Consider the following 19,400-nt stretch of genomic DNA (forward strand, 5'->3'; position numbering starts at 1 on the left):
TTCGTCTACGGGGTTTTTACCCTCTTTGACTGACTTTTCCAAGTCATTCGACTATCTGAAAGAACTACCATATTGGAGTCCTACAACCCCAACAAGCAAGCTTGTTGGTTTGGGCTTTTCCCGTTTCGCTCGCCGCTACTCAGGGAATCGAATTTTCTTTCTCTTCCTGCAGGTACTTAGATGTTTCAGTTCTCTGCGTCTACCTCGAATGTGCTATGTATTCACACAATCGTAACATCCTATTAAAGATGCTGGGTTCCCCCATTCGGAAATCTCTGGATCATAGCTTACGTACAGCTCCCCAAAGCATATCGGTGTTAGTCCCGTCCTTCATCGGCTCCTAGTGCCAAGGCATCCACCGTGCGCCCTTATTCACTTAACCTTATCAACCTTGCGGTTGGGTTTTGATCCTTCTTCTAGCGATAGAAGTTAGATCAAGAAAATAAGCAATTGAACTTATTAAAAAACTCATTCAACGCGGTGTTCTCGGTTTGTATTACTTACATTTACTTCAAATATCCAGTTTTCAATGAACAAATTTAACAACTAATGTTGTTAATGGAGCCTAGCGGGATCGAACCGCTGACCTCCTGCGTGCAAAGCAGGCGCTCTCCCAGCTGAGCTAAGGCCCCGTTTTAAATTGAGAGTAAACCTCTCAAAACTGAACAAAGTAAAAACAAATTGTGTAGTCTCCGTAATATTCCTTAGAAAGGAGGTGATCCAGCCGCACCTTCCGATACGGCTACCTTGTTACGACTTCACCCCAATCATCTATCCCACCTTAGGCGGCTGGCTCCAAAAAGGTTACCTCACCGACTTCGGGTGTTACAAACTCTCGTGGTGTGACGGGCGGTGTGTACAAGGCCCGGGAACGTATTCACCGCGGCGTGCTGATCCGCGATTACTAGCGATTCCGGCTTCATGCAGGCGAGTTGCAGCCTGCAATCCGAACTGAGAGAAGCTTTAAGAGATTAGCTTAGCCTCGCGACTTCGCAACTCGTTGTACTTCCCATTGTAGCACGTGTGTAGCCCAGGTCATAAGGGGCATGATGATTTGACGTCATCCCCACCTTCCTCCGGTTTGTCACCGGCAGTCTTGCTAGAGTGCCCAACTAAATGATGGCAACTAACAATAAGGGTTGCGCTCGTTGCGGGACTTAACCCAACATCTCACGACACGAGCTGACGACAACCATGCACCACCTGTCACTTTGCCCCCGAAGGGGAAGCTCTATCTCTAGAGTGGTCAAAGGATGTCAAGACCTGGTAAGGTTCTTCGCGTTGCTTCGAATTAAACCACATGCTCCACCGCTTGTGCGGGCCCCCGTCAATTCCTTTGAGTTTCAACCTTGCGGTCGTACTCCCCAGGCGGAGTGCTTAATGCGTTAGCTGCAGCACTGAAGGGCGGAAACCCTCCAACACTTAGCACTCATCGTTTACGGCGTGGACTACCAGGGTATCTAATCCTGTTTGCTCCCCACGCTTTCGAGCCTCAGCGTCAGTTACAGACCAGAGAGCCGCCTTCGCCACTGGTGTTCCTCCATATATCTACGCATTTCACCGCTACACATGGAATTCCACTCTCCTCTTCTGCACTCAAGTCTCCCAGTTTCCAATGACCCTCCCCGGTTGAGCCGGGGGCTTTCACATCAGACTTAAGAAACCGCCTGCGCTCGCTTTACGCCCAATAAATCCGGACAACGCTTGCCACCTACGTATTACCGCGGCTGCTGGCACGTAGTTAGCCGTGGCTTTCTGGTTAGATACCGTCAAGGGATGAACAGTTACTCTCATCCTTGTTCTTCTCTAACAACAGAGTTTTACGATCCGAAAACCTTCTTCACTCACGCGGCGTTGCTCGGTCAGACTTTCGTCCATTGCCGAAGATTCCCTACTGCTGCCTCCCGTAGGAGTTTGGGCCGTGTCTCAGTCCCAATGTGGCCGATCACCCTCTCAGGTCGGCTATGCATCGTGGCCTTGGTGAGCCGTTACCTCACCAACTAGCTAATGCACCGCGGGTCCATCCATCAGCGACACCCGAAAGCGCCTTTCAAATCAAAACCATGCGGTTTCGATTGTTATACGGTATTAGCACCTGTTTCCAAGTGTTATCCCCTTCTGATGGGCAGGTTACCCACGTGTTACTCACCCGTTCGCCACTCTTCTTTTTCCGGTGGAGCAAGCTCCGGTGGAAAAAGAAGCGTACGACTTGCATGTATTAGGCACGCCGCCAGCGTTCGTCCTGAGCCAGGATCAAACTCTCATAAAAAGTTCGAACAATCTTGCGATTGTTAAGCTCAATTTGTTTGCTAGCATATTGCTTGCTTGTTAAAAATGTTTGTTGTCTTGAATTGAATCAAGACGCCCTACACATTTGGTTTGTCTTACTTTGTTCAGTTTTCAAAGGTCTACTTCATCGGAAGTGTTTTTCCGATTTGTTTTGGCTGCCGTAGCAACTTTTATATCATATCAGAGTGACAAGTGATTGTCAACTCTTTTTTAAAAGTTTTTTTCGATTTCGTTTTTCGAAATCTTTCAGCAACTCATTTATCATAACTTATCATTTGTTATTTGTCAAGAACTTTTTTGAAGTTTTTTTCGATAGAATCAAGCTTCGTAAGCTGTTCTTTTTTAAAGACTCAGTTATCTTATCATGTCGTTAGCAACATGTCAATAACTTTTTTGTTATGTTTTTGAAGAAATATTTCCTTCTGTCTTTTGGACAAGTAATAATATACCAACTAAATTTATCTTGGTCAACGAATTTTTTGTATTTTTTCAAGTTTTTTTCAATAAGCGATTATTCACTACTTTTCTTTCTTTATCGTTCGCTTTCGGCTTCCTTAATGTCTGTAATATTTGATAACAGCTTTTGAACATTCGTTATTGTTTGTTGCTTTCTACATGGCAAAAGCTGCCTAAGGGAGTCCCCTAGACAGCTTTTATTTGCTTATCTCATTGTTGGGAATAGTAGAACGTCCCGAATGGATTGAGCGTCAGTTAGTAGCATCACTAATCTGTCAATCCCGATACCTAGACCACCAGTTGGCGGCATACCGTATTCTAATGCTTCCAAGAAGTCTTCGTCTACACCGTGCGCTTCATCGTTCCCTAGTTCACGTTCTTTTTCTTGTGCTTCAAATCGTTCTCTTTGATCGATTGGATCGTTCAGTTCCGTAAAGGCATTAGCAAATTCGCGTCCTACGATAAATAGTTCGAATCGGTCTGTGAATCGAGGATCTTCTGGATTTTTCTTCGCTAACGGCGAAACTTCGACTGGATGTCCGTAAACAAATGTCGGTTGTGTCAACGTTTCTTCAACAAACGTTTCAAAGAATTCATTGATAACATGTCCGACACCCATCGCTTCTGTTACTTCTACGTTATGCTTTTCAGCTAAGGCTAATGCTTCTTCCAATGTCATTTCTTTCCAGAAATCTACACCAGTTTGTTCTTTGATCGCATCTACCATATGGATACGTTTAAAGTCGCTTTCTAAGTCAACAGCTTGTCCATCATATGTGATTTTCGCTGTCCCTAGTACTTTTTCAGCTGCGTTACGGATAATACCTTCTGTCAGATTCATTACATCATTGAAATCAGTATATGCTGTGTATGCTTCTAACATCGTAAATTCTGGATTATGCGTAGTGTCAATCCCTTCATTACGGAAAACACGACCGATTTCATAAACTTTTTCCATTCCTCCGACAATTAGTCGTTTCAAATGAAGTTCCAACGCGATACGCAAATATAAATCAATATCCAGTGCATTATGGTGTGTGATGAATGGACGAGCAGCGGCTCCACCTGCCTCATTATGCAATACTGGCGTTTCTACTTCGATATAGCCATTGCCATCTAAATAACGACGGATCTCGCTGATAATTTGGCTTCGTTTCATAAATCGGTCAAAGCTTTCGCGATTACTGATCAAATCCAAGTAGCGTTGTCTGTAGCGTTGTTCAATATTCGTCAAGCCATGGTATTTATCTGGCAGTGGACGAAGTGCTTTTGACAAAATCGTGATTTCTGAAGCTTTGATAGAAACTTCGCCTGTGTCTGTTTTCATGATTTGTCCAGTTACACCAAAGAAATCTCCAAGGTCTGCATGTTTAAATACTTCATAGGCTTCATCACCTACTTGGTCTTTTCTTACATAAATTTGAATTTGGCCTTCACGATCTTGTAGATGCGCAAATCCAGCTTTTCCTTTTCCTCGGCGAGTCATCATACGACCAGCTACACTAGCGGTCAATCCCATCTCTGCTAGTTCTTCTTTTGTTCTTGGATCAAATAGTTCATGCAATTCTTCTGAATTGTGTGTGCGTTCAAATCGTTTTCCAAATGGATCGATTCCATCTTCACGCAATTGTTCCATTTTTTGACGACGTACAAGCATTTGATCATTTAAATCTTCTACTTGATGTTGTTGTTCCTGTGTCACAAAAGTTCCTCCATTCTCATGTTAATCTCTTTCCTATAATGCCAATGAAACACAAAAAAAGCAAGCCGAACTTGGAATTTCGGCTTGAAAATTCACGAAAAACTTAGAAATCACAACGTTTGTTTCAATAGTACTTTTTCTGCTTTTTCTACAAATTGATCTAGCAGATCATTGATTTCTTGCTGATTTTCTGTCTGATTGATTGCTACTTTCACTTTCGCTGCTCGAGGAATCCCTTTTAAATAATAAGCCGCATGTGTTCTGAATTCTCTACATGCTACTTTTTCTCCTTTGAGATCTGCTAAGCGTTGTAAATGAAGTTTAGCTGTAGCAATCTTTTCGGCTGGTGTTGGCTCAGGAATCAGTTCTCCTGTTTCTAGATAATGCTGTGTACGATGAATCATCCATGGGTTTCCCAAGGCTGCCCGGCCAATCATCACACCGTCTGCACCAACATAATCAAGCATCCGTTTTGCATCTTCGGGTGTTTTAACATCCCCGTTCCCCATAAATGGGATGGTGAGATGTTTTTTTACTTCTTTTAATATTTCCCAATCTGCTTTTCCCTCATACATCTGAACCCGCGTACGCCCGTGCATAGCGATGGCACTTGCTCCAGCTGATTGTGCTGCTAATGCATTTTCTACAGCAAAAACGTGTTCTTCATCCCAACCGATACGCATCTTGACCGTTACAGGGATATCTACTGCTGAAGAAACAGCTTGGACCATTTCGTATACTTTCTCAGGATCTAAAAGCCACTTTGCCCCTGCTTCTGCTTTGATCACTTTGTTTACTGGGCAGCCCATATTGATGTCTATTATATCTGCAGCTGTGTTTTCTTCGACAAATTGAGCAGCTTCAACTAGGCTGTCTTTGTTCCCGCCAAATATCTGTAAACTTAATGGATGTTCTGTTTCTTCAATGTGGAGCATCTCTAAAGTTTTTTTGTTTCTGAAATGGATGCCTTGATCACTGATCATTTCACATACGACTAAGCCTGCACCAAATTCTTTGACAGTGACTCGAAATGCTGAATTTGTTATTCCAGCCATCGGCGCAACAACGACACGATTAGGGATTTCAACATTGCCGATTTTCCATTTGTGTTCCACTTAAATTCCTCCTAAGGCTTCTTTCTTCAATCCAGCTAATTCTTCTTCACTATACTTGTATTTATTGTTGCAGAAAGAGCACACCGCTTCTGCTCCATGATCTTCATCTATCATTGCTTGGATTTCTTCTGCACCTAGCGCGATAATTGCTTCTGCAAATTTTTCTTTTGAACAGTCACATTTGAATTGAACAGGCATTTTTTCTAAAACGTTCAGCTCTTCTGTATCAAGCAATCCCTTCAATATTTCTTCTGGTGTCTGTCCTTCATCTAAGAGAGTAGAGATTCTTGGTGTTGTTTTTAATTGTTCCTCAATCTTGCTGATTGTTTCTTCATCGGCACCTGGCATGATTTGAATCATGAATCCACCCGCTGTCTTGATACTGTCATCAGTATTGACCAATACACTTAGTCCAACAGCTGAAGGGATTTGTTCTGAAATAGCGAGATAGTAAGTAAAATCTTCAGCGATTTCTCCAGAAACAATTGGCGTTTGACCAGAAAAAGGTTCTTTTAATCCTAAATCTTTTGTGACAGTAAACATCCCTTGTGTCCCAACTGCTCCTCGCACATCGATTTTACCTTCACTATTCAAAGGAAGACTGAGATGCGGATTTTTGATGTAGCCTTTCACATCTCCCTTCCCATTTGCATCTACTACGATTCCCGCTGCTGGACCATCACCTTGGATTCGAACAGTTAGTTTATCTTCTCCTTTAAGTGTTGCACCAAGCAGCAGACTGCCCACTAATGTTCGTCCTAAAGCAGCTGAAGATGTGTGCCAAGTATCATGACGTCTTTGTGCCTCCGCTACGGTATTTGTTGCTTGAACGGCGTATGCTCGTACGAATCCGTCGTGAGCAAGTGCCTTAACCAGATAATCTTTCATTTGTTATGTACTCCTTTTTCCGTTTTTAAACTCATAGTGAATCATACTAGCAACTCCTGCTTTTTTCAACTTTGGAATGCTTCTTTTAAAAATAATTCAGAATCATCTAGAAAACAGGACATCATCCTATTTATATCTTAAATAAAGAAATCTCCCGAAAACCGGTTTTTGTTCCGGTTTTCGGGAGTCATATCAGATCAATTGACCTATATTTTTTTATTTGTATTGATCGTCTGGATGATTATCTTCTGATTGTTGAGAATCTGAATCATGTTCTGCTTTATTTTCCTCATGCAGTTCATGTTTTGCTTCTTCAAAATCACGTTTTTCTTCTGCTTGTTTTTCAGCGTCTTTTTCTTCCAAAGCACGTTTTGCTTCTTCAAAAGTTTTCGCTTCTTTTTCGCTTGGATAATCATTTGACTCAGTACCTTCAGGCATCACACCGTGTTCGAATAACGATTTGATTGCTTTGGCATCCAATGTTTCGAATTCCAGAAGTTTTTCAGCAATCAATTTATGCTGTGCACGATGAGCTTCGATGATTTCATGAGCTTTGGCATGAGCTTCCATCAAAATCTTGCGTACTTCTTGATCAATTTCGAAAGCAACTTGTTCAGAGTAAGCTTTTGTTTGACCGTAGTCGCGGCCAACGAACACTTGATGGTTTCCTTCATATTGAACGGGACCTAAACGATCGCTCATTCCATATTCTGTTACCATGCTTCGTGCTAAAGCTGTCGCTTGTTCAAAGTCATTGGAAGCCCCAGTTGATTGGACATTGAAGATGATTTCTTCAGCTGTACGTCCACCAAGCAAACCTACGATTTGTTCAAACATATCTTCTTTTGTCATCAAGAACTGATCTTCTTTTGGTAAAGCGATCATATATCCACCGGCGCGTCCGCGAGGGATAATCGTTACTTTATGGACGACCCGAGCGCGACTTAACACTAATCCGACAATCGTATGACCAGCTTCGTGATAAGCAACCATTTCGCGTTCTCTTTTGCTGATTACACGATCTTTTTTAGCTGGACCTGCAATCACACGATCTTCCGCTTCATCGATATCAGAAGCATCGATTTTCTTTTTATTTCTTCTAGCAGCTACTAGCGCCGCTTCATTCAAGACGTTTTCCAAATCTGCTCCGGCAAACCCTGGAGTCTGTTGAGCAACGACTTTCAAGTCAACATCATCGGCCATCGGTTTATTCCGTGCATGGACGCGCAAGATTGCTTCACGTCCTTTTACATCTGGACGGCCAACTAAAATTTGACGGTCAAAACGTCCGGGACGTAGTAACGCTGGATCTAGTACGTCAGAACGGTTAGTTGCAGCAATGACGATTACTCCTTCATTTCCGTCGAAACCATCCATTTCTACAAGCAATTGGTTCAATGTTTGTTCGCGTTCATCATGTCCGCCGCCCATACCGGCACCACGTTGACGACCTACCGCATCAATTTCATCGATGAAAATGATAGCCGGTGCGTTTTTCTTCGCTGTTTCAAACAAATCACGAACACGGCTTGCTCCGACGCCGACAAACATTTCTACGAAATCAGAACCTGAGATCGAATAAAATGGTACGCCAGCTTCTCCGGCAACAGCTTTTGCTAACAAGGTTTTACCTGTTCCTGGAGGTCCTTCTAAAAGTACACCTGCCGGGATACGGGCACCTAATTCAACAAATCGGCGAGGATCTTTCAGAAATTCAACAACTTCAACTAGTTCTTGTTTTTCTTCTTCCGCACCCGCTACATCAGAAAAACGTACGCGATTAGCTTTTTTGTCTGCTTCTTTGGCTTTTGATTTACCAAAGTTCATGACACGGCCGCCACCGCCACCACCGCCGCCTTGTTGTCCCATCATCATGTAGAAGAAAAAGATGATGATCACGATCGGCAAGAAGCTAAGCAATAACGAAACCCATACGCCGCTGCTTGATTCTTCTTTTACTGTTGTAGCAACTTTGTTTTCTTTTGCCAGTTCTGTTACTTGGCTCAATGTTGTATCATTTGGCAAAATGATTGTTGTGAAATGGGTAGTAGTCGTATCTGTTGAACCCAAGATAGCTAACCCGCCGCTGTTAGCGACTGTCTGCTGTTCCTTGTATTCACCAGTGATCTTATATACACCATTTGCAGGCTGCACTTCAAACTCTTTGATTTTGCCTGCTTGTAGTTGTTCTGTGAATTTTGAGTACTCGATATCTGACGATCGCTGGCCGTTATTACCAAAAATGAAATAAACGACCATTACCATCGCTAAGATTACGAGGACATAATACAAGGCATTTTTCATCATGCCATTGTTCTTTTTGTTCATAGTTGCCCTCCCTAAGCGTCAATTTAATTTAACAGTTTTTTATCAATCCTGACCATTCTATTGTACCATAATTTAATTGAGATACAGCATTAATTTGATTGATAAACACTAGGTTTCAATACACCGATGTATGGAAGGTTACGATATGCTTCTGCATAATCCAAGCCATAACCGACAACAAATTCATTTGGTACGTTGAACCCAACATAATCTGCTTCGATGTTTACTACTCTTCCCTCGGGTTTGTCAAGTAGTGTAACGATTTTGACTGATTTTGCTTTGCGGTATTTGAAAAGATCCACTAAATAGGCAAGTGTTCTTCCGCTGTCAATGATATCTTCAACGATCAACAGATCGCGACCTTCTACATTTGTATCCAAGTCTTTGACGATTTTTACTTCCCCTGACGAGACTGTTGCATTCCCGTAGCTTGAAACATCCATGAAATCCAATTCCAAATACGTATCGATAGAACGAACGATATCTGCCATGAATGGTACCGCTCCTTTTAAGACACCTACTACTAGGGGATTGGTGTTTTGGTAAATTTCTGTTAACTCTTTGCCTAGTTCTTTGCAACGAACTTGTATCTCTTCTTGTGAGATCAAAATTCTCTCAATATCCTTTTCCAACATCAGGTTCTCCTTCCAATTGCTTCTTTTTGATATTTGTAAAGAAGTATGTAGTGTATTTTATCAGTTTCTTCACGAATACTCAAATATGAAAAGGCAAAAGGTATCAAGCTATATATATTTCTTTTGGCATCTGTAATGATCCAAGCATGCTGCCTTTGTGAATTAGGTACTTTCTGATCGATAAAATATCTAGATACTTTTTTTGTAAGTTTCTCCGTTAATTGGATACGGTCTCCTGCTTTTCTTTTTTCGACATATAGTTGCACATCGGCGGGAACCCAAATGTCATGAGAAAACAGAGACCATGACTCTGTTGCTTTGATGTCCTCTGAATGTTCAGGTTTGACCAGACCAATCCATTCTGTTTCGTTCAACTGTATCCCTTGTTCTGGAATAAGCAACAAGCGCTGATCTTCTGTCTGAGTAGTGGCTTGTTTTTCTTTTTTAGCGAGTACAACAAAATGATACTCTCTTTTCAGTACCCAGCTGTTGCCGATGCTAAGCTGCCATTGACTTTTTTTCTGTTGCCACTGCTCTAAAATCGATGCCATTTGCTGCTCTTTCAAAATGATCCCTGTTTCTGAGAATACTTTGTCGAAGAAGGAGTGGAAAAAATAGTATCGTTCCGCTTCTTCCATTTTTTCTATTATTTCTGCTGAAAATTGAAATCGATCCTTTAACTGTTCGACTTCCTTTTCGATTAACTGCCCCATACATTTTTGAATGACTTGGTCTGCCCATTGGATCTGTTGCGAAAACTGCTGAAAATGTCTCATCACCTGGGTGTTTTCTTGTTTTAATTGAGGAACAACCAAATGGCGAAGCCGATTTCTTTGGACATCTAATAATTGGTTCGTCTGATCCTCAAAGTAAACAAGCTGTGATTCTGCTGCATAAGCATACAATTCTTCTTTACTGAAACTCAGCAATGGACGAACAAGTCTGCCCGTAGCAAATGGTTGTACTTCTTTGATTCCAGAAAAAGTACTTAACTGTCCCCCACGAATGATTTTCATCAACACCGTCTCGATTTGATCATCTCCATGATGAGCAGTCATCAACGTATCATATTGTTCTTCTTTCATCACACGAGTGAATGCTTGATAACGAAAGTTACGGGCTGCCGTTTCTATGGCCGTTTTGGCCGGATCTTCCCAAACACTTACATATAAAGGGAGATTCTTCTTCTCACAATAGGAGCGAAGATAAGCAGCTTCTTCTGCTGATTCTTCTCTCAATTGGTGATTGATATGGACGACACCCAAAGAAAAACCGATTTGGCGTTGCGCTTGCAAAAGCAAATGGAGCAGAACCATCGAATCAACCCCACCTGATACCGCTGCTAAAATCCTTGATTCTTTTTGCCAGAATCTTTGTTCATTCCCGTGCCGAATAAATGACTGCTGCAATAGCGGTACTTTTTTACCGTCTTTTTCAACGCTCATTCTTTCCACACCCTTTCTTCCTAAAAAAAAGAGAGCGGGAAAACGTCTAAAACGACAATTAACCTGCCCTCTGTTGATACTATGACTAAAATAGTCGCATCATCATTATTTTCAGCTTTATTAGCTGCGGCGTCCGCCACGGCCACCGCGTTTTCCTTCTGTGTTTCGCTTCAATGAAGATAAGCGGTCATCGCTATCTTTCAAAAATGAACTCATCAATGAATCGAAGTCTTCTTTTTGAGCTGAAGGCTGACTGCGAGAAAAAGATTTTTTCTGTGCTGGACGATTGCGGTTCTCACGGGAATCTTTTTGTTGAAATTTTTTAGGACGGCTTTCTTCTCCAGATTCTACAGGTTGTTCCTGCGCTTTGCGGATAGATAGTCCGATTTTCCCATCATCATTTACTGAAATAACTTTGACTGTTACTTCATCTCCTACACTTAAAACATCATGGATGTCTTTTACATATCCATTTGACACTTCGCTAATATGAACTAGACCCGTTTTTCCAGCACCTAGATCAATAAACGCACCAAAATTTGTAATTCCTGATACTTTTCCTTGCAGTTTTGCTCCTACCTCGATTGACATAAAAAAAATGTTCCTCCTAATTATTTCCCTTTTTTATATTCCTGCTTATTTTGCAGTTGTAGCACTAGTTGATTGATCTGTTTCATTTGTCGAGCTGTCTGTATTTGATTCTAATATAGGATAAACTTTTTCACCGTCTTTTGAGTAAAAGAATTTGCTTCTGGCAAGTTTAGCTACATATTCATCATCTTTCAGCAATGAAACATCTTGGTGCAGCTGATCAACGTCTGCGTTGACTTCTTTCATTTCAGTATTTGCTTCGACTCTCAATTCGTTCAATTGATGCATCCTTTGCATATCATGGAAAATCTGCACACCTATTATCGCGAAAATGACCAAAGCACCAACAAAAATTGCAGCCAGTCTGCGTCTTCGAAAAATCAGTTGTCGTTGTTGTTGCTGAAATTCAGCATACTTTTTCTTTGCATATTCCGTATCTAGCGCAGCGATTTTATTGCTTTTTTTCGTCACTTGGATTCGCTCCAATCTTTTTTGATTGTCTTTCTCATTATACCAATATCATGAAAGCTTGTCTAATCTATTTCTCTAGTGTTTCTGTGCGATTTTCAGAAATAATTTCGTACATTTTTTGTGCATCTTCTTTTTTGGTCGATTCATGTAATTCCGTAATTTTTACTTCCAACGTTTTGTTGCCGAACTGGACTTTCAAAATGTCGCCTACTTTGACGTCACTGGAAGATTTCGCCAATTTTCCGTTGATTTGGATCCTTCCTTTATCAGACACTTCTTTTGCTACTGATCGTCTTTTGATGATTCGGGATATTTTTAAAAATTTGTCTAATCGCATATCTTATTCCTCACTTTTTGATTTTTTTGTTTAATCGTAGAATTTTCTTACCAAATGGCAACATGAGCCACTCTCTTACTGTAAACAGACGGAGACGAATCACTGCATAAATGAACACAGATGCGCCAATCCCAACGCCTATCACACTGACAAAAAAAGCAGTGGAACGATGAGTTACAGGACCAAACACTATATTCAATACACCATAATACAGCAGCAGGGCTGCTGTCATACAAAGAAGGCTGATAATCAACTTCCGCCCAAAATGTCGTTCTTTCCAAAAAGCATTTAGCTCTTTTGTTTCGATTCGGACAAAATACCAAAGCGTCACACCTAATCCTAAAAGGGTAGACAGGCTTGCTCCGGCTGTTCCTAATAAACCAGTTAGAAAAGAAGTAGTCAATCCTTTTACCAAGAGCCCCCATCCTGCTCCTTTTAAAGAAGGGCGAAAAGAGTTCTTGCTTTGAGCAATACTTTGATAGGCTTGGATGACTGCAGTAAAAGCAATGGAAAAAACAAACAATACAAGCGCTGCATTTCCTGCATAATCTTTAAACAACGCATAATTGATATAAGGAAGCAGTAAGGCTAATCCCAAAGATGCAGCTAATGCCAAAGCGGTCGTCAATCTAAGATAGATTTTGGCTGTCTGCAAAAACTGACGATAGATCCGATTGGTCAAATGACGGGTCAATGCAGGCAGAAATGTCGCACTTAATGCGGTGGCAATCACTAAACCTAATTGAACCAAAGGCTGCCCTCGATCATAGACCCCTTTTGCTATCTTCGCACTATATTCCGACAGACCGTAAACTTCCAAAGCATTTTTTACAAAGAAAGAGTCGATCAGCTGAAAAAAGATGAGTAATCCGCTATAAATCGAAACCAGACCGCCTTCTACTAGAAAGCGCCGGATCAAAGATTTTGGTGGCTGTTTGAATAATGGGAACCGGCGGAAGCTTAATACTCCTCCATGAATCTTTTGTTCATAGTAGTGAAGGATCCCATATGCGCATATCCCGCCAAAAACGGCTCCACTCATCGCTGCCGTCCCTGTTTGGTACACCGTCCATCCGAGCTTTCTAAAAGCAAACGCACTGCAGACGATTACAGAAACACGAACGAACTGCTCAACTACTTGAGAAACTGCCGTTGGTTCCATCAAAAATCTTCCTTGAAAATTCCCTCGATAAAAAGATAAACCAGGCATCAGCAAAAAGGTAAAAGAAACTACTTGGATCAGTGGTTTCAATTGTATATCCCCCATCATCCAAGCAATCCAACTGCTAAATGAAAAGACAAACAACCACAGAAAGACGCCTGTCCAAAACACCAAGGGATAAAGACTTTGCAAAGCTTGCTTTCGCTCGAAAGGATTCTTTCTTTCTGCAACGTACTTTGATATGAACTGCGGAAGACCTGATAAAGCTAAAGTCATTGCTATCCCATAAATTGGATAAACTTGCTGATAAACATAAAAACCTTCGTCGCCGACTAAGTTTTGGAGAGGAATTCGGTAAAGGGCACTTAATACTTTTGCTATGAAAGAAGCAATCGTCAGTACAAATGCTCCTTGCATGACGCGCCGCATTTCTTTATGATCCAAATCGTTGCTCCTTCCTACGCTGACAGATATTTTTGCTCACGCAATGCTTTGACAAACTTTTGGATTTCCTGAAGCCACACTGCTTCTTCCATTTGGTTTGGAATCGTCAAGCGTATCACCATCTGTTCTTTTTCAACGCCTAGACTGGCTTTTAGTTTCGTCGCCGTTAGTGCTTCGAATAATTGTTCCACGCTGTAGCGTTTCGTTCCAACTTTGCTTAGAGTAAAGACGATATGCGGCTCCTGTTTCCTTATCGTTTCCAAGAGCGCTCGATCGCCATCCATTTTAATCTGTCCGATTGTCAGGAGATGTGCTACTTCTTCTGGGTATTCTCCAAAACGGTCGAGCAGATCATCTTCCAGTTCATCTAGCATTTCTTGCGAGTCAAGTTCACGAATTCGTTTATAGATCTCGATTTTCTGCCGTTGATCTGCCACGTATGTTTCAGGTAGATACGCGTCAACACCGAGGTCGATCTCAACAGTGGTCTTCTCCACTTGACTATTCTTTCCTTGTTTACGAGACACTGCTTCGCTCAGCATTTGAGAATACATATCGAAACCGACTGCATCAATAAATCCATGTTGCTGAGCACCTAAGAGATTACCTGCACCGCGAATGGAAAGATCACGCATCGCAATTTTGAATCCAGATCCCAGTTCTGTAAAATCTTTGATTGCCTGAAGACGTTTTTCACTGACTTCATTAAGGATCTTCTGCTGCTCATACATAAAGTAAGCATATGCGACACGGCTACTTCTTCCTACCCGTCCGCGTAATTGATATAACGTGGATAAACCCATATAATCAGCGTTCTCAACAAACAATGTATTTGCGTTCGGGATATCCACTCCTGTTTCAATGATGGTCGTAGTGACAAGAACATCATACCGACCTTCAATAAATTCAAAGAGCGTATTTTCTAATTGCGCCTCTGTCATTTGTCCATGAGCATAGCCGATCCGCGCTTCCGGAACGAGTTCTTGGATTTCTTCTACTTTTTGTTCGATCGTTTCTACTCGATTATATAAATAGAATACTTGTCCACCTCGTCCCATTTCTCGATGGATTGCTTCGCGGATAGCCCCAGGATTTTTTTCCATAACATATGTTTGGATCGGATAACGATTCGCAGGCGGTGTTTCGATTACTGAAAGATCCCGCACGCCTAGCATCGACATATGCAAAGTTCTCGGAATCGGTGTTGCTGTCAGAGTCAACACATCCACTTGTGCACGTAACTGTTTCAATCGTTCTTTATGTTTTACACCAAAACGTTGTTCTTCGTCAATGATCAATAAACCCAAATCGCTAAATTCAATATCTTTTGACAAGATTCGATGGGTTCCTACAACAATATCAACTTGACCTGTGCGCAGTTGTTCGATGGTTTCTTTTTGTTGCTTTCTTGTTCTGAAACGACTTAATAGCCCGATATTTACGGGGAAACCTTCAAATCTTTCCAGCATCGTTTCATAGTGCTGCTGTGCCAAGATTGTTGTTGGAACTAAAAAGGCTACTTGTTTGCTTTCCTTTATCGCTTTAAAGGCCGCTCGAAGCGCTACTTCTGTTTTCCCATAACCAACATCACCTACGAGTAGTCGATCCATTGGTTTTTCTTTTTCCATATCCCGCTTGATCTCCGCTGCACTTCTCAACTGGTCATCTGTTTCAGAATAAGGGAAAGCATTTTCGAATTCTTTTTGGTAGGCGTCATCAGGACCAAAAGCATATCCTTTTTCTGATTCTCTTGCTGCGTATAGTTTGATTAAATCGTCAGCGATATCTTCGATTTTCGAAGATACTTTTCGTTTAGTTTTCGTCCATTCACTTCCGCCTAGCTTATTGATGCGAGGTGCTTTGGCTTCCGAGGCGACATATTTTTGGATCAGATTCAGTTGAGTAACAGGAATAAACAGTTTGTCGTCGTTTTGATACAAAATAGTCATATAGTCTTGGTGAACGCCATCTACTTCTAGCGTTTCCATCCCAATGTATTTCCCGATACCATGATTGGCATGGACAACGTAATCTCCTGCTTTTAACTCATTATAGCTTTTCAATCGCTCTGCGTTTGTTACTGTTTGTCGTCTCGTTTGTTTTTTCGTCGTTTTTTGAAAAATTTCTTTTTCTGTGATAGCTACTATTTTTTCTTGAGGAAGTTCAAAACCAGCTTGCAAAGCTCCTTCAACTAGTTGTACCTGTCCTCTGATCAATGCATTTTTTTCTGTTTCTACTACTAATATATCTTCATCTCGAAGCATTTGTTCTGCTTTACGTATTCTGTCCTTTGTCGGAATAAAGATCACAACAGTCTGTTTTTGCTTGCGCCAACGGTCCATTTCTGTTTTCAGTAACGGCATTTGTCCGAAGAACTGTTGCATCGTCCGATATTGAAAATTATGGATTGCTTGGAAACGAAGATTTCCCATCCCTTTTTGGAAGAGTGAGAAAAAGGTTGTAGTAAATTTTTCCTTTTGAACGATTCTTTGTACATCTGCTGAAAATGACTGCTCAGAAAAAACCCGCAATTCGCTGATTTTTTGAGTATGCCATTCTGCCGCTTCCCTTTCGATTTCCCGATTTGTTTCCATGATCCGCTGGTAATCATCAACGACTAGTAAACTATTTGAAGGAAAATAATCCAAGATCGTTACAAATTCTTGGTAAAGAAGATCTGAGTAGAATTTTGCTTCTTCTGTCGGGATACCTGCTTGCCAACTTGAAGTCAGCTGACCGAAGTAATCTTGTAAAAACTCGCGGTCTGCTTCTTCTGTGGTCGCAGCAAGTCGTTTTTCTAGCATTTTTTGCATTTGCTCTATTCCATGTTCCAGATCCTCTGATCCATAGACTTGTTCACTCGTTGGAGAAACCCAGATTTCTTCCGTTTTTTCGATTGAACGTTGTGTTTCTGCTTCAAAATACCGCATAGAATCTATCTCTACATCAAATAATTCTACACGAATAGGATAGTTTGTTGTTAATGGGTAAATATCGACGATGCTTCCTCGAATACTGAATTCTCCGGGTTTTGCGACCATTTCTTCTCGTACATAGCCCATCAAAGTCAATTGGCGAGGAAGATTTTCCACATCTATTTCATCACCAACATGCCAATTCAATTGCGCCTGTAGCCAAGTTTTCTTATTCGGCAGTCGCTTGTGCAAAGCTGCGACTGGCAACAAATAGATACCTGCTTTTTTTTCTTGAAGTGCGTTGAGCGTTGCGACTCTCTCGCCTCGCGCTTCTGGAGAAGAAAAGGCCATTTCAGCAGAAAGCACTTCATCCACTGGAAATAAATGGATCTGATCCTGCGGAATCACATGTTGCAGATCTTCTGCTAACTGATTGGCATAATACAAATTTGGCATCAGAATGATCATATTTTTATTTGTTTTCTTAAATGCTCGAGCAAATAGAAGCGTCTTTGCTGAACTAGCTAATCCTGTGATTAGTTGTCTAGGCATTTTTTCTTCTAAATTGCTGATCCATTCTTTTACTTGCGGATCTTTTCCGACTAATTGAATGATATCCATTCCTTTTCCTCCTTTCTCAATTGAATTGATTCATCGCATCCACGAACGAATGCCCTTCTATGAGATATTCGACTGCTTTAACAGATTGAAACATGCTTTCTTCTATCAAAGGCTGATTTTCTTTGCTGAAAGGACTAAGCACATGTTGGACCACTGTTTTTTTCCCTTCTGGTCTGCCGATTCCCACCTTGATTCGATCAAAGACATTCGTATTCAAATGGGAAATGATACTTTTGATACCATTATGCCCGCCGGCACTCCCCTTTTGACGGAGCCGGATCTTTCCTACTGCCAGATCCAAATCATCGTAGATGACGACTAATTCTTCTGGATAAATCCCAAAATAAGTCATTAACGGCCCGACTGCACGACCAGATTCATTCATAAATGTCTGTGGTTTGACTAGAAGGATCTTTTCTCCATTATGAAAAAATTCGGCAACTTCTGCTTCGAATGGATTTTTTTTGAAAGTAGCTTGATGTTCGCGTGCAATTTGATCCACGACCATAAAGCCGATATTGTGTTTAGTATATTGGTATTTGGTACCTGGGTTTCCTAACCCGACGATCATTTTCATTTTTGTTTTTCCACCTAATTCTAAAAACAGCACAAAAGGCTGGACTGCTAATTAGCGGTCCAGTCCATCGAGCTTTTTTTCTTTTTTATACTGTCAACGTATAGTATAACACAAAACAAAGCGTTTCGGCTAAAAGAGAATCGTTAATAAATGATAAAGAAATTAAAAATTTCTTCAAAGTTTAATGAAATAATTGATTTATAAAAATAGTGAAATAACGCACATGTAAGCTTTTACATATGATACAACCTTGTTATCTGTTATATTTTATAGCCAAATAGCGTGACATGGGGCTTGAGAAATGTTAGCATAAGCATGGGAAAAAACAAATCAATGGAAGGATTGATACTAAATGACTGCAGCTGCAGAAAAAAAAGATCATCAAAAAGTTATTCTTGTTGGAGACGGCGCCGTAGGTTCTAGCTATGCCTTTGCTCTAGTTACTCAAAATATTGCTCAAGAAGTAGGTATCGTAGATATCAATACTGCTAAAACTGAAGGAGACGCAATTGACTTGTCTCACGCTTTGGCATTTACTTCACCTAAAAAAATCTACTCTGCTACTTACGCAGACGCACATGATGCTGACTTAGTTGTTATTACAGCTGGCGCACCACAAAAACCAGGTGAAACTCGTTTAGACTTAGTAAACAAAAACCTAAAAATCAACCGCGATGTTGTCACACAAATCGTTGAATCAGGATTTAACGGTATCTTTTTAGTTGCCGCTAACCCAGTAGATATTTTGACTTACTCAACTTGGAAATTCTCAGGTTTCCCTAAAGAACGCGTTATCGGTTCAGGTACGTCTCTTGACTCTGCTCGTTTCCGTCAAGCACTTGCGGAATTAGTTGACGTTGATGCACGTAACGTCCATGCTTACATCTTAGGTGAACACGGAGATTCAGAATTCCCAGTTTGGTCACATGCAAATGTTGCCGGCTTGCAAATCTATGAATGGGTGAAAAACAACCCAGAAATCGATGAAGAAGCTATGGTTAACCTATTCTTCGGCGTACGTGACGCTGCTTACACAATTATCGAGAAAAAAGGCGCCACTTTCTATGGTATCGCAGTAGCATTAGCACGTATCACTCGTGCCATCTTAGATGATGAAAATGCTGTTCTTCCTTTATCAGTCTTCATGAATGGCGAATATGGATTGAATGACATCTACATTGGTGCACCTGCTGTTATCAACCGTCAAGGTATCCAAAAAGTAATCGAAATTCCTTTAAGCGACAGCGAACAAGACCGTATGGCTGCTTCTGCTAAACAATTAAAAGAAATTCTAGATGAAGCTTTTGCTAAACTAGACGCTGAATAATCTTTGAATATGACGGAAAACATCTAAACGGTGTTTTCCGTTTTTTTATTTTATCACTCTTCTGGTTTCTAAATTTTTTCATAAAGAAGAGATAACC

13 protein-coding genes, 1 tRNA gene and 2 rRNA genes (1 of these 16 cut by a window edge) are annotated in these 19,400 nt (G+C 41.1%); 1 reads left to right on the forward strand and 15 read right to left on the reverse strand.

Annotation, left to right across the window (positions count from 1 at the left end):
• The 15 genes from IGJ53_RS12985 to pth form a co-directional block, all read right to left on the reverse strand.
• Nucleotides 1-382 (reverse strand): 23S ribosomal RNA (locus IGJ53_RS12985); it reaches 2,533 nt to the left of the window's first position.
• 177 nt (nt 383-559) lie between these two features.
• Nucleotides 560-632, reverse strand: a tRNA-Ala gene (locus IGJ53_RS12990).
• A 76-nt stretch (nt 633-708) separates the two neighbouring features.
• A 16S ribosomal RNA gene (locus IGJ53_RS12995) occupies nt 709-2,269 on the reverse strand.
• The 16S and 23S rRNA genes sit together here with 1 tRNA gene alongside, the layout of an rRNA operon.
• A 681-nt stretch (nt 2,270-2,950) precedes the next feature.
• Nucleotides 2,951-4,447, reverse strand: a complete 1,497-nt coding sequence (lysS, locus tag IGJ53_RS13000) for a lysine--tRNA ligase (protein ID WP_002310399.1) — start codon at nt 4,445-4,447, stop codon at nt 2,951-2,953.
• A gap of 110 nt (nt 4,448-4,557) precedes the next feature.
• Nucleotides 4,558-5,562, reverse strand: a complete 1,005-nt coding sequence (dusB, locus tag IGJ53_RS13005; protein WP_002373642.1) for a tRNA dihydrouridine synthase DusB — start codon at nt 5,560-5,562, stop codon at nt 4,558-4,560.
• The gene (gene hslO, locus IGJ53_RS13010) at nt 5,563-6,450 is read right to left on the reverse strand and encodes an Hsp33 family molecular chaperone HslO (RefSeq protein WP_002310401.1); all 888 of its coding nucleotides are present in this window, start codon (nt 6,448-6,450) and stop codon (nt 5,563-5,565) included.
• 216 nt (nt 6,451-6,666) lie between these two features.
• Nucleotides 6,667-8,778: an ATP-dependent zinc metalloprotease FtsH gene (ftsH, locus tag IGJ53_RS13015; RefSeq protein ID WP_259742264.1), complete on the reverse strand. Its 2,112-nt coding sequence runs from the start codon at nt 8,776-8,778 to the stop codon at nt 6,667-6,669.
• A gap of 89 nt (nt 8,779-8,867) precedes the next feature.
• A complete protein-coding gene (gene hpt, locus IGJ53_RS13020; protein WP_002287415.1) occupies nt 8,868-9,413 on the reverse strand; it encodes a hypoxanthine phosphoribosyltransferase in 546 nt (181 codons plus the stop codon).
• A complete protein-coding gene (gene tilS, locus IGJ53_RS13025) occupies nt 9,413-10,858 on the reverse strand; it encodes a tRNA lysidine(34) synthetase TilS (RefSeq protein ID WP_002373639.1) in 1,446 nt (481 codons plus the stop codon). The genes hpt and tilS overlap by 1 nt, the downstream gene beginning before the upstream one ends.
• A gap of 120 nt (nt 10,859-10,978) precedes the next feature.
• Nucleotides 10,979-11,449 carry a S1 domain-containing RNA-binding protein gene (locus IGJ53_RS13030; protein WP_002373638.1) on the reverse strand — a complete coding sequence of 157 codons (471 nt, stop codon included), beginning with the start codon at nt 11,447-11,449 and terminating at the stop codon, nt 10,979-10,981.
• 45 nt (nt 11,450-11,494) lie between these two features.
• A complete protein-coding gene (locus IGJ53_RS13035) occupies nt 11,495-11,920 on the reverse strand; it encodes an FtsB family cell division protein (protein ID WP_010733148.1) in 426 nt (141 codons plus the stop codon).
• 67 nt (nt 11,921-11,987) lie between these two features.
• Nucleotides 11,988-12,257, reverse strand: coding sequence for an RNA-binding S4 domain-containing protein (locus IGJ53_RS13040; protein ID WP_259742263.1), 270 nt, complete (start codon nt 12,255-12,257; stop codon nt 11,988-11,990).
• A 10-nt stretch (nt 12,258-12,267) separates the two neighbouring features.
• On the reverse strand, nt 12,268-13,863 hold the full coding sequence (locus IGJ53_RS13045; protein WP_438750418.1) for a putative polysaccharide biosynthesis protein: 1,596 nt from the start codon (nt 13,861-13,863) through the stop codon (nt 12,268-12,270).
• Nucleotides 13,864-13,877: 14 nt separating this feature from the next.
• On the reverse strand, nt 13,878-17,399 hold the full coding sequence (mfd, locus tag IGJ53_RS13050; protein WP_259742261.1) for a transcription-repair coupling factor: 3,522 nt from the start codon (nt 17,397-17,399) through the stop codon (nt 13,878-13,880).
• Nucleotides 17,400-17,415: 16 nt separating this feature from the next.
• Nucleotides 17,416-17,976: an aminoacyl-tRNA hydrolase gene (gene pth / locus IGJ53_RS13055; protein ID WP_010733145.1), complete on the reverse strand. Its 561-nt coding sequence runs from the start codon at nt 17,974-17,976 to the stop codon at nt 17,416-17,418.
• 352 nt (nt 17,977-18,328) lie between these two features.
• Between pth and IGJ53_RS13060 the strand changes: the two genes are divergently transcribed.
• Complete coding sequence (locus IGJ53_RS13060) at nt 18,329-19,303, forward strand: L-lactate dehydrogenase (RefSeq protein ID WP_002287399.1); 975 nt, start codon at nt 18,329-18,331, stop codon at nt 19,301-19,303.
• The last annotated feature ends 97 nt before the right edge of the window (nt 19,304-19,400 follow it).

It is taken from the genome of Enterococcus sp. DIV1283b, assembly GCF_051710965.1.
Taxonomy (GTDB): Bacteria; Bacillota; Bacilli; order Lactobacillales; family Enterococcaceae; genus Enterococcus_B; species Enterococcus_B lactis.